This is a genomic window from Flavobacterium bernardetii (assembly GCF_011305415.1).
GTDB classification, from domain to species: Bacteria; Bacteroidota; Bacteroidia; order Flavobacteriales; family Flavobacteriaceae; genus Flavobacterium; species Flavobacterium bernardetii.
The window spans coordinates 19,854-33,614 of sequence record NZ_JAANOQ010000006.1; the positions used below are offsets into that span (position 1 = coordinate 19,854).

Below are 13,761 nucleotides of genomic sequence, written 5' to 3' on the forward strand. Positions count from 1 at the left end.
GTATGGTTTTAGCTAATGCTTAGTCATACTTTTTAAAAACTTGGACAAAAATACAACATTAGAATAATTATCAAAACCTTAAATTTATCTTAAAATGTAATTTATTTTAATTCTAAATAAGATTAAGACTAATAATATAATTCTAAAATAATAAATTTGCAAGAAATACCATTCATTATGAAGACATTAAAAAATATTACATTATTATCATTTTCTTTAGTTGCACTATTGTCAACTCAGAATATTTTTTCACAAACTAAGAAAAGTAACATCGAACAAGACGAAAAAATAGAGAAATTACTACTTGAAAAGCGAAAAAACAATTCTGCAATCACCATAAACGACAAATTTAAAATTCAAATTTTCTTTGGAAATATTGAAGAATCAAAAAAGATACTTATTTCGTTTAAAAAAGACTTTTCACAAACAGACGGAACAATAATCTTTAGCAATCCATCTTATAAAGTTTGGGTGGGTAGTTTTAAAAGTAAAATTGAAGCAGAAAAAGCAATAATTTTAATAAAAAAGAAATATCCAACTTCAGTTATTATCGAACCTAATAAAAAATAATTTTAACATTTTTTTGGCGTAATTTTTGCTACAGTATATTCCTCGAATTTAACTAATATGAAGAAGAACTATTTATGCCTGCTTGGGTTACTGGCACTAACCACTCAATTATCTTTTAGTCAAGAAGTTACAGACACGATTAAAGCACAAAACATCGAAGAGATTAAAATCAATTCTAAAAAAATTACAATTGATAAAAACCAAACTCCTTCTCAACTTGAAATTATTTCAAAAGAAAAAATAGAATTTCAAAATTTTCAGAATACTGGCGATATGCTGGCAAATTCTGGCTCATTATTTGTTCAAAAATCACAACAAGGCGCTGGAAGCCCAGTAATCAGAGGGTTTGAAGCAAGTAGAGTATTACTATTAGTAGATGGCGTTCGAATGAACAACTTAATCTTTAGATCTGGACACTTACAAAACGTGATTACTGTTGACGAAAACTTCTTAGAAACAGCTTTAATACAATTTGGCCCAACCTCATCATTATATGGTAGTGACGCACTTGGAGGTTCGGTTAATATGATTACAAAAAGAGCAAAATTTGAAAATGGATTTACAGGAAATGTAAACTCAAGATATTCTTCGGTAAATGAAGAAAAATCTGGCTATTTTGACATCAATTATGGTACAACAAATTTCGCCTCTTTAACTGCATTTTCATACAATGATTTTGGAGATTTAAAAATGGGAAGAACAAAAAATCATAATGGGGAATTTTTCGGAGAAAGACCACAATATGTTGAAACTATTAATGGTGTAGATGTTTTACTTCAAAATGACAACAAATACAATCAAAAAACTAGCGGATACAAACAATACAATTTCATGCAAAAATTAGCATACAAAACACAAAGTGGTTTTACACATAGCGCTAATTTTCAATACTCAACATCTTCAAATATAAACCGCTATGACAGATTAACAGACCAAACTGGCTCAGGTTTAAAAAGCGCAGAATGGTATTATGGCCCACAAAAAAGATTATTAGGTGTATATAGTTTAGAAAAAGAAAATGTATTTACAAATACCGATTTCAAACTTGACGCTGGTTACCAAAACGTAGAAGAAAGCCGTCATAACAGAAACTTCGGGAATTATAATTTACAAAACAGAACAGAAAAAGTTGCGGTATATTCTTTAACTGCAAATTTCGAAACCAAATTAAAAAAAGGTAATTTTTACTACGGTATTGAAAATTATTATGATGATTTAATATCTACAGCTGATAAAATTAATATCAAAACCGGAGTTGTAGTTCCTTTAGACACAAGATATCCAAATGGAAAAAACAACATGATGCGTAATGATGTTTATGTGTCATATTCATCAAAAAGAAACGAAGCGACAAATTTTTCTATGGGCGCGAGAGCGGGTTATGCTGCTTTAAACAGTTCTATTGCTGATAATAGTATTGTAGCTTTACCTTTTACAGAAATAAAACAACAAAACTTCACTTATAGCGGAAACATTGGTTTAGTGCATAATACTTCTGAAAATTTTATTGTTAAAACAAATTTAAGTTCTGGTTATAGAGTACCGAACATTGACGATTTAGCTAAAATTTTTGAATCAGGTTCAGGAACTTTAATTGTACCTAACAAAGATTTAAAACCAGAGCAAACTATTACTGGAGATTTAGGTTTTGTAATTAAATCTAAATCGAACAAACATCAATTTGATGCTACTTATTTTTACACGCAATTATACGATGCAATCGTAACAGATGCTTTTACATTTAATGGATCAAGCACGTATGATTTTGGAGGTGGTGATGTAAGAAATGTAGTGGCAAATCAGAATTTAGGTAAAGCATTTGTAACTGGAGTTAACGGAAACATCAAAACTACAATTGTCAAAAACTTACAATTTAATGGTTCTTACAATATTACTTTAGGTAGAGTTACAACAGAAGGAAACAAAAGACCTTTAGATCATATTCCTCCTTATTTTGGAAAATTAGGATTTAATTATTCACCAAAATGGGCTACTTTTGAAGCGTATATGTTATTCAATGGTAAAAAACACTTAAAAGATTATTCTACAAGTGGAGAAGATAATTTAGTTTATGCACCTAAAACTGGAATGCCAGCTTGGGAAACTTATAACTTTAAAGCTGCAACAAAAGCAATGTATGGTTTTACATTATTTGCAGGTATGGAAAACATCTTGGACACTCAATATAGAAATTTTGCATCAGGAATTAATGCTGGTGGAAGAAACATTTATGGTGGAGCAAAGTATAGTTTTTAATGTCCACAAATACATTATCAAAAAAGGAGTTCAAAATTGAACTCCTTTTTTTTTTATAAAATTTTCTTTACCAAATAATAAACAACAATAAACACTATTATTGTTCCAAAACATCCAAACTTTGTTTTCTTAGCGGCAAAAAAAGCCGCAAAAAAGGCAATTATATTTTTCATAGATTTACTTTTAATGAAACAAACTATCAATCTTTTCTGCTAATTGGTAATCTAAATCGGTTATTTTATTCTTGTCGTGACTATACAAAGTGATTTCAAGCTGAAAAGCTTTATGGATTTTGCAATCGGGATGATGGTTAATTTCATCCGCATAATTGGCAACTTTTACTAGAAATTGCGCCAATTCTGTTTGAGATGTAAACTTAAAATTATTTACTAGTTTTCCTTCAATTACAATCCATTCCATAATATTTAGTATTTATCGTTTAGTGTTATCCACCTATTCCCGATTTGGTTTCGATGCCAAGTTTCTTAATCAATTCAAAGATTTTAAAAACTGTAGTCAAATTAATTTTTTGTAAATTCCCAATGAATTCATTGTACTTTGAACCACAATTTCTAAAGCATCTAGAGTTTCTAAAACTATCATAAAAGCAACCTGAAGAGACAATTATATTGGAGTCAAACACAGTTTCAAAACTGAAAACAACAACTATGTAAAAAGATTATTCATATAAACCCAAACGATTCTTCAAATATTTGATTTCTAAAAGCAATTGTTTTTCCTTTTCGAGAAGATCTAAAATAATTTCTATACCTTCTTTATTAATGTTTAAATCATTGTGTAAACGAATTATTTTCTCCACATAAACTAACTGGTTTTTATCCAGATATTTATTTTCGTTATGCACAATAGTTTCAATCAAACCAAAGGATTCTAAATCATTAATTAGATTTATTTCGATTTGATATTCCTGACAAAAAACGTCGACTATGATTAATTCTTGAGTTTCCATAGTTGTTTTATTTATTTACTGAATTCGCTAATTCATGGAACAATTCTATTTCTTTCTCTGAAAGATTTGTTGGTATCAGAACATTATAGGTGATGTACAAATCTCCAAATTGATCTTCTTTTTTATAAACAGGGAAGCCTTTTCCTTTTAATCTAACTTTTGTGCCGTTTTGAGTTCCAGGTGCAACTTTTAATTTCAATTTAGCTTGATTAAAATCTGAAATGGTAACATCTCCACCTAGAACAGCTGTATATAAATCTAAATTATGCGTTAAAAACAAGTCGTTTCCAACTCGTTTAAACAAACTCGTATTTGAAACGGAAAAAGTAATATACAAATCACCATTTGGACCATTATTTATTCCCGGGCTACCATAACCACTAATTTTTATGGTTTGCTGATCTTCAATTCCAGCCGGAATAGTTATTCGTATGCTTTTCCCGTTAACCGTAAATTCCTTTTTATGAGTGGTATATGCTTCTTTACTATCTATCTGAAGCTTGGCTTGAATATCTTGACCTCTAAATTTAGTTTGAGTTCTTCCACCACGCTCTTGATTTCCGAACATAGATGAGAAAAAATCAGAAAAATCTTCTCCGCCAAAATCAGCATTAGCTTGTTGTTGTCTACCGGAATTGGATCTTTGCTGTTGTTGGTATTTTTCATACTCTTCGCCATTTTCCCAATCTTTACCGTATTTGTCGTATTTCTTTCTTTTTTCGGGATGACTTAAAACTTCATTAGCTTCATTAAGTTGTTGAAACTTTGCATGTGCTTCTTTATCGCTTGGATTAATGTCGGGATGCAATTTTCTAGCTAATTTTCTATATGCTTTTTTTATTTCATCACTTGTTGCATCTTTAGACACACCTAGTACTTTATAATAATCAATAAATTCCATAACAGCAGTGAATTAAACAAATTAACAATTAATAGGTTATAGTAAATTTACGAAAAACAAGTGACCTTTCTTTAAAAAAATATTACAAGATTATGTGCTAATATTTTCCGTTTAACAATTCACCACCAATAGCAGATTTTGGTTCGATACCAAGTTTTTTCATCATTTCATAAGTGGTACAAACGGCTGCAGAAGTTACGGGAATTCCACATTCCGCTTGAATTAAATCAATAGCTTCTAAAGATGGCATTTGTACACAAGCCGAAGCCACCAAAACATCCACATCAGTTAAATCTAATTGTTTATAAATTTCCAATAAATTCAAAGGATTTTGAGCCGCAACCTCTAAATTATCAGGAATTTCTAAAGCAATACTTTGTTTCACTTTTATCCCTTGATTTTCGATATAATCCACAACCATATCTGTTAAAGGTCGCATATAAGGTGTGATGATTGAAATTTGTTTCGCACCTAAAACCTTTAAACCATTAATTAAAGCACCAGCTGAAGTTACAATTGGCGTTGGAAAATCGTTAGCCACAGTTTCTTGGTGTAAATTCACTTCCGAAACACAATGATATCCACGACCCATACTCATAATCGCAACTAAACAGGCATAACCCATCACATCTACGTGCGCATCTGACAATTCTTGGGCACATTTTAAACTCATCGCGTCCATAGCTTCCAATTCTTCTTTGGTCACTTTTTTCATACGCATTCTACTACTATGAAACGTAAAACGCTCTGGCAAAATGGTTTCGCGTGAACGAAAAATGGCTGGTATTTCGGTTTCCATCGTTACGTTTGATGATGGAACTATTTGTCCTATTCTGTATTTTTTCATTGTTTATGTTTTGTTCCGCAGAGATTCACAAAGTTTACTCAGAGATTCACAAAAAATTTTGTGCTACTTTGTGTCCTACTCTGTGAAGCTCTGTGTAATAATTTATATTTCTTTAATCGTATTTACAATCGTACCAATTCCTTCTACAGTTGCCTCAACCACATCGCCATCATACATCCATTCTTGTGGATTTCTTCCAGCTCCTACTCCTGCTGGTGTTCCTGTTGCGATAATATCTCCTGGTTCTAAAGTGAAAACGATACTTAAATCTTCAATCAAATCATTGATATTGAATAACATAAATTTAGTGTTAGAACTCTGTTTCTCTACACCATTAACTTTTAACGTTAAATTTAAGTTGTGTGGATTTTCAATTTCATCTCTAGTCACTAAAACCGGACCCATTGGCGCAAACGTATCTTGTCCTTTCGAAACAATCCATTGTCCTTCTCTACGACAATCACGTGCAGAAATATCATTAATTACAGTGTATCCGAAAACGTAATCTAAAGCATCTTCTTTAGCAACATATTTCCCTTTTTTACTGATAACAACCGCTAATTCACATTCCCAATCTAATTGAGAAGTTAATTTAGTGTTTTTAATAATCTCCGTATTCGTTCCTGTAACTGTTGTTGGTGGTTTCGAGAAAATAATTGGTTTTTCAGGTAATTTCCCTGTTGTATCTAAGCCACGAGCACTTTCTGCTACGTGTTCGGTGTAATTTAAACCAATTCCGATGATGTTTTTTCTTGGTTTTTCGATTGGTGCTAAGAAAGTTACTTGGTCTAATTCATAAGAGATTTCTTCAAAGAAACTAGCTTCTGTTTCCGAAATTAATTCTGTGATTTCAGCAATAATTTCAAATCCCATATCAATTAAATCCAACATATCATTTGGTAATGGGAAGTTAGAAATTTCTCCAAAATCTTCCATATCCACAACTTGATTGTTATGTAAAAAACCTAATCTTGGTTCGGTGTCTTGTGTTTTGTAAGTAAGTAGTTTCATGTTAATGTATTTAACCGCAAAGAGCGCAAGGATTTACGCAAAGTTCGCAATGTTTTTTATATTAATTATTGATTTTTTTGAAGTTGATATTGTTATTGCAATTGTTGATGTCCGTTATTTTCTTCTAATTCTCTGGATTGGAATAAACCTAAACTTTCAATTACTGGTAAATCGTTGAATTGAAATAAGCAAGCATCTTCCGTTTCCGATAAATTGTGATGTTCATGCCAAGCCCAAGAAGGTACGCAGAAAATATCTCTTTCTTTCCAATCGAAACGTTTTCCGTTAATAATTGAAAAACCTTTTCCTTTCGCACATTGATATACGACTGAACCTGTGTGTTTATGCGCTTTACCTTTAAAACCAGCTGGTAATAATTGCATGGCTGCTCCCATCGTTTGCATGACGTGACCGCCAGTTAATGGATTCGAATATTGCATAAAAATACCATCAAATGGATTGACTTCCGTTACTTTTTGTGTTTCTAAAAGTGATGGATAAACATTTTTCCAAGAATATTTGAATAATGGCGAATAGGGTTTGTCCCAAGTTTTATCCGCTGGAATTAATCCGGCACAACCATAAACGATTGGAGAATAATTCAATGGATTAACTAAAGGTTGTTTGCCATCATAAACTGCATAATCATTTGCTTCTAAAGCATTCACTAAAGGAATATCTAAACCATCTTGCCAAATACAGGTTTTTCCACTTTCTTCCACACCATGTTCGTGCCAAGTTGAATTGGGAGTAATCACAAAATCGTTGACTTCCAACATAATTTTATTTCCATCGACAACGGTATAACCTTTGTCACCTTCCATAATGAAACGCAAAGCAGAAGCACGATGACGATGCGCCGAAGTACTTTCTCCAGGACGAGTGACTTGAATTCCAGTATACAACCAACCTACAGCTGCCGAAACATCTTTACGTTTGTCGTTTACTAAATAGACGACACGTCTTCCGGCTTGCTCTGGTGTAACTAGTTCAGATGATTTAAGCACTAATTCGCGTAAATCGTCATATTTCCAAAGCATTGGAACCGATGAACTTCTGGGTTCCCAAGGCTCAATGTCGTTGGCAACTGTCCATAATGCACCAGCGCCAAGTGTTTCTAATTCTTTATAATACGCAACTAATTCTGGCGAATCTTGTACTCTGGCGCGACCAATTTGGTCATCTGAAAATTTATCTTCCATATTTTTTGTCTTAAAGTCTAAAGTCTTAAAGTCTAAAGTCTTAAAGTCTAAAGAGTGAATGTGACTTTTCTCTTTTGACATTCAACTTTTGACTATTTTTTATTAAATTCCTCGTGATTGTCGATAAACGTAATTTTTCGAGTTGGTGCGATGTTGACTCTCAAATCAAAAATATCAAATCTGTTATAATGTCCGAGAATATCGTGCATTTGTTTTGGTTGGATGCATTTTTCTAAATCGATATCCGCGTAAACCATTCCTTCGTCGTCAATTAATGGCTCTCCGATTACAGCGCCATTTGGACCAATAAATCCAGAAAAAGCAGAATTTTTACGAGTAAGTAATTCTTCCACATTTGGAACATCTTCTTTTAAGGCATCCATAATTTCTTTAGAAACGGTTGAACACGAAACAATCGTAAACAATTTCCCTTCAAAAGAATGTGCTGCGGCACGAATTTTTATTGCTTCCGCCATATTATAATCTGGTGGTGCAACTGGTAAGGATATATAATTCGCAATGTGAATTAATTCCCCTTGAGAAAGTAATGTGAATCGTGCTAAAGTATTTGTGTTTTCTCCACAAGCTAACGTTCCAATTGGACCGATTTCTGTATTATATACTTTTAATGAAGAACCATCTCCTGAAGTCCACGTAAGTTTTTCTGCCCAAGTTGGCACTAACTTTCTGTGTTTTCCAATTAAGATTCCATTGTTATCGATGATTAAATTGGTGTTGTAAATTTCACCGTAAGAATCTCCACGTTCGTTAATTCCGATAACGATATGAATGTTATGTTCTTTTGCCGCTTGAAACAAAGGTTGCATCGCTTCATCATCAGTTTTCACCGAACATTTGTATAGTTTTTCATACCATTTACTTCCTTGAACAGGCGTCATGATCCAATTCCAATACGGATAACCCGCTACAAATACTTCAGGAAAAGCAATCAATTGCGCGCCATTTTGACTCGCTTCTTTGATAAATGTAATCGCTTTTTCAACTGTTTTTTCTACGTTTAGAAAAACAGGAGATGTTTGAACGGTGGCTGCTTTGAATTTTTTAAAGTCCATATTTTATTATTTTGGTACGCGGATGAAACGGATTGCATTGCAAACGCTGATAATTGCTGATTTTTTTGGAACACAGATTTAAGAAATTTGAGAAATTATTATAATTTTTTAGATTCCTTAATTAAGTATTATTTTAATTCTTTTATAATTCGATTTTTTTGGTACGCGGATGAAACGGATTACTTTGCAAACGCGGATAATTGCTGATTTTATTTTGAAACACTGATTGGAGAAATTTAAGAAATTTTAAAAATTAATCTGTGTGGATTTCTCAGATTTCTTTAATCTGTGTTGTTATACTATATATTTTGAAATTTTTTCTTTCATTTCCTCATTAAAAGGTTCTGCTTTAATACTTTGTCTGTCTTCCTGAATTTTTACGTTCACTAAAGTGACTTCACCTTCTAAAACGGTTTTATCTTCTTGATTGGTGAATTGAAATCCGCATACGATTGATGACGATTTTAATTCCGCAACCCACAATTTTTTGGATAATGTTTCACCAATTCTAGCGGCGTTTTTGAACTGCACTTTTAAATCTACGGTTGGAATACCGTTAGTTTCGTGCATTTTTGAAAACGGTCTGTCTAAAGCTTCTTCAAACCAATCTTCTACTAAATCATTTAGCATTTCTAGAAAACGTGGATAGAAAACAATTCCGGCGTAATCGATGTGTTTGAAACGTATTTTTTCTTGTTTTGTGAAATAGTTTTTCATTACTAAATTTCTTTATTTAATACTTCTATTGCTTTCTCCATAAAAGAATCTCTTCCTTGTTTAATATCTTCAACAGTTTCTTTTACTAAAACATCTGGTATAACTCCGATCGAATGAAATTGACTACCATCAGGGTTTTTAACCTTCATGCCTGTAAATATCACTTTAAATCCGTTAAGTAAATTTATTTCATTAATGTTTCCATTTGCCCCTGCTGTTGGACGACCTAAGATAGTTGCTATTTTATAATGTTTGACTACTTGTGCTAACATTTCAGTATTACTAATACTTCTTTCGTCTACAAGTAACACATTTTTAGTTTTTAGAAACGTATTTGCTTTATACGTATTTAATTTATGACCTGAACAATCTTCTTCAATATTAGAGTAATCCGGAGTATAAATTTTTGCAGGACACAACCATTTTGTTGTATCAACGATGGAAGTATAACTTAATATACTATGCTCCTGATCATTAAAAGCATAACCTCTTAAATCAATTATTAAACCTTTATGCTTATTAATTATTGGTATTAAAGAATCGACAATACCAGCATTCAATTTTTCATGATTAATATAATAGATATCTTTATTTATTTCCTCAAATCCTTTTTTTCCCTCTCTTTCAAAAAAGTCTTTATTGTCTTTGAATTTAATATTTCGCTTCAAATCAAAAAGAAGATTGTTTTCATTCTTTAAAAGCAATGATGTATTTTCTGCTCCTCGATTAATTCTTCTAATTGCAACCCATTTTTTCCATTGCTTAGAACCTGAAATATATTGTGAAACACTGTCTAAAACAAAGGCTGTTGGTTTATTGTTAATTTCATTGATGACATCTCCTTTCTTTAATTTGCCATCATAATCTTTCATTACATCTTTAACTACTAATTTCTCACCAACCCATCTGAAACTTATTGGAGAGGAATAGGAATTATTTACTAACAATTCGGATTTACTAAAAATATTTATATGTGCATCTTTAAAGTTCTCCGTAAACTTCTCAAGAGTAAGTTTGTGTTGTGCTCCATCTTTATCATCATAAGCATCTTTAGTTCCGTTTTGTAAAACTTTGTTCCAGTCAAGAACAACTTCATTTTGATATGGATAAAAATGCTTAAAAATATTCCAAATTATAATAATATTTGCAACTGAAATTTCTTGATTAAATTCTGTTGTATTTGTAGTTTCAATTGATTGTTTTAATTTTTTAAAATCAACTATATTACTTATAGGTAGGGTATTAGTTTCATTTGCATATACAACAATAGGCACAACAACATTAACATCATTAGATAACTTGACAGTATAATATTTATCCCAATTGATTGTAATATCTGTATTCTTCAATTGATTAATTTGGTCAGTTTGATTTAATATAGTAATTTCACTTTTAACCACATTAAACTGAGCTTTTTTAATTGAATACCATTCCTTATTATCGAAAGCAGGTAGTTTTATTTCTTCCCAGTTATTTTTTGAGTTTTCAAAATAGAGTTTAAGATTTCTAAAACTGCAATTACCTTCGTCTGCAACTAAACCAACACTCAATTTGTAAAAATCATTTAACCCATCTATAAATAATTCTCTTAGTTCCCATGTGTCAGAAACTACGGGACTATTTTGATGAGTGGCAAATTTTAAAGATTTTTTATTACTATCTAACAATTTTAGATAGCAATATGCTTTTCCTTCCTTTGTTTGTGATTCATAAACTAGTTTGATTTTCTTTCCTTTTAAAGAATTTTCATTTATATTAATTGCTACTGCCTTAAAGCTTTTTTCAGATGAACTCTTATTAAAACGTTCACTTTTGTAATTTTTTTTTTGACTGTCAACACCCAATCCTCTATGCTCCCAATACACAGGATACTTTAAGTTTTTATCCCATTTGTAGTAATCACCATGGAATGAAATTGAGGGAGCTATTGGTAAAAATAAATCTTTTAACTTTTGTTCGAATTCTTCTTGATTCTTTGCCTTGTTAATTTCTTTTACGCCATAGACCGCAAAAGCTTTCCAATCTATTTTTGCAGATTCGTCACTTGGGTGAAAATACCGAACCACTCCATATAATTTTGCAAAATCTTCTACTTTTTGTGATTGAAAAGTTGTTTGTCCAAAAGCAAATATTGCTATAAAAAATAAATTTATGCTGAATATAATTTTCATTTTAACTGTTTTATAAAATAGTTCATGTTTCTTTTATTATTGAGTCTTCGACAAGCTCAGACTAACATCGTATTTATTTCAATTTAAATCGTTGAATTTTTCCTGTTTCTGTTTTAGGTAAAGCTTCCACAAAATTTATCATTCTCGGATATTTGTATGGTGCCGCATTATTTTTAAACCAGTTTTGAATCTCCGTTTTCAATTCGTCACCTTTATTATGTTGTTCTTTTAAAACGATATGAGCGCAAACTAACATGCCGCGTTCCTCATCGGGCAAACCGACAACGGCACATTCTAAAATAGCTTCATGAGTTAAAAGTACGGATTCTACTTCAATTGCCGCAATATTATAACCAGAAGAAATAATCATGTCATCGCCACGTGCTACAAAATAGAAATACCCTTCTTCGTCTTGACGGAAAATATCGCCAGTGATGTTCCAGCCGTTTTCTACATATTCTCTTTGTTTGTCTTCTCGGTTTAAATATTTACAACCTGTGATGCCGCGAACTGCTAATCTTCCAGCTTCATTTCTGGGTAATTCGTTCCCTTTTGCATCAATAATTTTAGCTTCATATCCAGTTACGGCTAATCCCGTTGCGCCAGGTTTCCTATTTTCTTCATTGGAAGAAATGAAAATATGTAGCATTTCTGTAGCTCCAATTCCATCAATAATTTTTAATCCAGTGGCTTCGTACCAATCTTGCCAAACTTTTAAGGGTAAGGTTTCACCAGCAGAAACACATTTTCGAAGACTTGAAACATCAAAATCGTTGACTTTTGTAGTGATAATTCGCCAAGCCGTAGGAGCTGTAAAACAAATAGTGATTTTATAATCTTGAATCGCTTTCAAAAGCAAATCAGGACTTGGTTTTTCGATTAAGAAAGTGGAAGCGCCGAAATACATGGGAAACAAAACTAATCCGCCTAATCCGAATGTAAATCCAAGTGGCGGACTTCCAGTGAAAACATCATTTTGTGTCGGTTGTAAAGCATATTGAGGAAAAGCTTCGCAAATATTTAAAATATCTTTGTGGTAATGCGCCGTCATTTTTGGTAAACCTGTTGTTCCAGAAGTGAAACCAATTAAAGCTACCGAATCAGATTTTGCATGGTAATTATGAAAGGTTTTTGGTTTTGATTCCATCAACTTTTCTAAATCTGAATTTCTGTAGAAACTTACTTTTTTTAGAAAATCGGATTTGGCCAAATTCATTTCTTCGGCTAAATCGCTATCGCAAAAGGCGTGAGAAATTTCGGCGCAATCTATTACGGTTGTTAATTCTTTCGAACGTAATAAAGGCATAGTTGCGACTACAATTCCGCCCGCTTTTAACACAGCGAACCAACATGCAACCATCATTGGGTTATTTGCAGAACGAAATAAAACACGATTTCCAGATTGCATACCTAAATCGTCCACCAAAACATGTGCAATTTGATTGGCTTTTTCATACAAATCTTGATACGTCCAAGTTTCCTCAAAAGTACGAATACAAATACTATTTCCTCGACCTTCAGCAATATGATTATCGAGTAATTTTTCCACACAATTGAACATTTCTGGTCGGTTGAATTGTGGCAAATCCAAGAATTTATATTCTGGTTGTACATCCAGATTAGGTAAGCTTATATGTGCAAAATTGTCTAACATTAATTACGAATTTTAAATTATGAATTACGAATTGTTTTTTGGATAGAACCAATTATTCTCAATAATTCATCAACATCTTTTAACAAACTATCAGCTTCTTCAACCGACAAATAATTTGTATCTTTTAATAATCTAATCCAATAATGAGTTTCACGAGCTTCCTTATAAGAGATAGTCAATTTTGCAAAAAAATCTTTACTAGACTGCCCTCCAATTGCCTCTTCTATATTAGCTCCAATTGAAGTGCCACATCTCAAAAGTTGTTTACTCAAAACAAACTCCTTTTTCTGTTCCGATAAATATTTAAAAACTTTAATAATTCGAACTGCAAAAGCATAACTTTTTATTTGAACGACATTGTCATTTTTCATAATTCGTAATTTTCAATT

General features: G+C 31.9%; 13 protein-coding genes. 2 read left to right on the plus strand and 11 right to left on the minus strand.

Annotation, left to right across the window (positions count from 1 at the left end):
* The first annotated feature begins 177 nt into the window (after positions 1-177).
* Both G6N05_RS11205 and G6N05_RS11210 read left to right on the plus strand, forming a co-directional pair.
* On the plus strand, positions 178-570 hold the full coding sequence (locus G6N05_RS11205; RefSeq protein WP_225875169.1) for an SPOR domain-containing protein: 393 nt from the start codon (positions 178-180) through the stop codon (positions 568-570).
* A 57-nt stretch (positions 571-627) separates the two neighbouring features.
* On the plus strand, positions 628-2,826 hold the full coding sequence (locus tag G6N05_RS11210) for a TonB-dependent receptor plug domain-containing protein (protein WP_166128968.1): 2,199 nt from the start codon (positions 628-630) through the stop codon (positions 2,824-2,826).
* 183 nt (positions 2,827-3,009) lie between these two features.
* Here G6N05_RS11210 and G6N05_RS11215 read toward each other — a convergent pair whose 3' ends face one another.
* The 11 genes from G6N05_RS11215 to G6N05_RS11265 all read right to left on the minus strand — a co-directional run bounded on the left by G6N05_RS11215 (position 3,010) and on the right by G6N05_RS11265 (position 13,743).
* Positions 3,010-3,246, minus strand: a complete 237-nt coding sequence (locus tag G6N05_RS11215) for a 4a-hydroxytetrahydrobiopterin dehydratase (protein WP_166128973.1) — start codon at positions 3,244-3,246, stop codon at positions 3,010-3,012.
* Between the two features lie 259 nt (positions 3,247-3,505).
* A complete protein-coding gene (locus tag G6N05_RS11220; RefSeq protein WP_166128977.1) occupies positions 3,506-3,796 on the minus strand; it encodes a chaperone modulator CbpM in 291 nt (96 codons plus the stop codon).
* Positions 3,797-3,803: 7 nt separating this feature from the next.
* Complete coding sequence (locus G6N05_RS11225; protein WP_166128980.1) at positions 3,804-4,697, minus strand: DnaJ C-terminal domain-containing protein; 894 nt, start codon at positions 4,695-4,697, stop codon at positions 3,804-3,806.
* A gap of 97 nt (positions 4,698-4,794) precedes the next feature.
* Positions 4,795-5,544, minus strand: coding sequence for a maleate cis-trans isomerase family protein (locus tag G6N05_RS11230; RefSeq protein WP_317167483.1), 750 nt, complete (start codon positions 5,542-5,544; stop codon positions 4,795-4,797).
* A 102-nt stretch (positions 5,545-5,646) separates the two neighbouring features.
* Positions 5,647-6,555, minus strand: coding sequence for a fumarylacetoacetate hydrolase family protein (locus tag G6N05_RS11235; protein WP_166128983.1), 909 nt, complete (start codon positions 6,553-6,555; stop codon positions 5,647-5,649).
* Positions 6,556-6,647: 92 nt separating this feature from the next.
* The gene (locus G6N05_RS11240) at positions 6,648-7,838 is read right to left on the minus strand and encodes a cupin domain-containing protein (RefSeq protein ID WP_225875170.1); all 1,191 of its coding nucleotides are present in this window, start codon (positions 7,836-7,838) and stop codon (positions 6,648-6,650) included.
* Positions 7,839-7,849: 11 nt separating this feature from the next.
* Positions 7,850-8,830: a carbon-nitrogen hydrolase family protein gene (locus G6N05_RS11245; protein WP_166128987.1), complete on the minus strand. Its 981-nt coding sequence runs from the start codon at positions 8,828-8,830 to the stop codon at positions 7,850-7,852.
* A gap of 294 nt (positions 8,831-9,124) precedes the next feature.
* On the minus strand, positions 9,125-9,547 hold the full coding sequence (locus G6N05_RS11250; protein ID WP_166128991.1) for an acyl-CoA thioesterase: 423 nt from the start codon (positions 9,545-9,547) through the stop codon (positions 9,125-9,127).
* A gap of 2 nt (positions 9,548-9,549) precedes the next feature.
* Positions 9,550-11,718 (minus strand): S41 family peptidase, encoded by a 2,169-nt coding sequence (locus tag G6N05_RS11255; RefSeq protein WP_166128994.1) that lies wholly within the window; start codon positions 11,716-11,718, stop codon positions 9,550-9,552.
* A 73-nt stretch (positions 11,719-11,791) separates the two neighbouring features.
* On the minus strand, positions 11,792-13,372 hold the full coding sequence (locus G6N05_RS11260) for an AMP-binding protein (RefSeq protein ID WP_166128997.1): 1,581 nt from the start codon (positions 13,370-13,372) through the stop codon (positions 11,792-11,794).
* Positions 13,373-13,389: 17 nt separating this feature from the next.
* The gene (locus G6N05_RS11265) at positions 13,390-13,743 is read right to left on the minus strand and encodes a four helix bundle protein (protein WP_166129001.1); all 354 of its coding nucleotides are present in this window, start codon (positions 13,741-13,743) and stop codon (positions 13,390-13,392) included.
* Positions 13,744-13,761: the final 18 nt, after the last annotated feature.

Coding starts and splice junctions, on each gene's coding strand:
- G6N05_RS11255 (WP_166128994.1), bottom strand. CDS start 11,718: ATGAAAATTATATTCAGCATAAATTTATTTTTTATAGCAATATTTGCT.
- G6N05_RS11210 (WP_166128968.1), top strand. CDS start 628: ATGAAGAAGAACTATTTATGCCTGCTTGGGTTACTGGCACTAACCACT.
- G6N05_RS11250 (WP_166128991.1), bottom strand. CDS start 9,547: ATGAAAAACTATTTCACAAAACAAGAAAAAATACGTTTCAAACACATC.
- G6N05_RS11220 (WP_166128977.1), bottom strand. CDS start 3,796: ATGGAAACTCAAGAATTAATCATAGTCGACGTTTTTTGTCAGGAATAT.
- G6N05_RS11265 (WP_166129001.1), bottom strand. CDS start 13,743: ATGAAAAATGACAATGTCGTTCAAATAAAAAGTTATGCTTTTGCAGTT.
- G6N05_RS11215 (WP_166128973.1), bottom strand. CDS start 3,246: ATGGAATGGATTGTAATTGAAGGAAAACTAGTAAATAATTTTAAGTTT.
- G6N05_RS11240 (WP_225875170.1), bottom strand. CDS start 7,838: ATGTCAAAAGAGAAAAGTCACATTCACTCTTTAGACTTTAAGACTTTA.
- G6N05_RS11245 (WP_166128987.1), bottom strand. CDS start 8,830: ATGGACTTTAAAAAATTCAAAGCAGCCACCGTTCAAACATCTCCTGTT.
- G6N05_RS11230 (WP_317167483.1), bottom strand. CDS start 5,544: ATGAAAAAATACAGAATAGGACAAATAGTTCCATCATCAAACGTAACG.
- G6N05_RS11205 (WP_225875169.1), top strand. CDS start 178: ATGAAGACATTAAAAAATATTACATTATTATCATTTTCTTTAGTTGCA.
- G6N05_RS11225 (WP_166128980.1), bottom strand. CDS start 4,697: ATGGAATTTATTGATTATTATAAAGTACTAGGTGTGTCTAAAGATGCA.
- G6N05_RS11260 (WP_166128997.1), bottom strand. CDS start 13,372: ATGTTAGACAATTTTGCACATATAAGCTTACCTAATCTGGATGTACAA.
- G6N05_RS11235 (WP_166128983.1), bottom strand. CDS start 6,555: ATGAAACTACTTACTTACAAAACACAAGACACCGAACCAAGATTAGGT.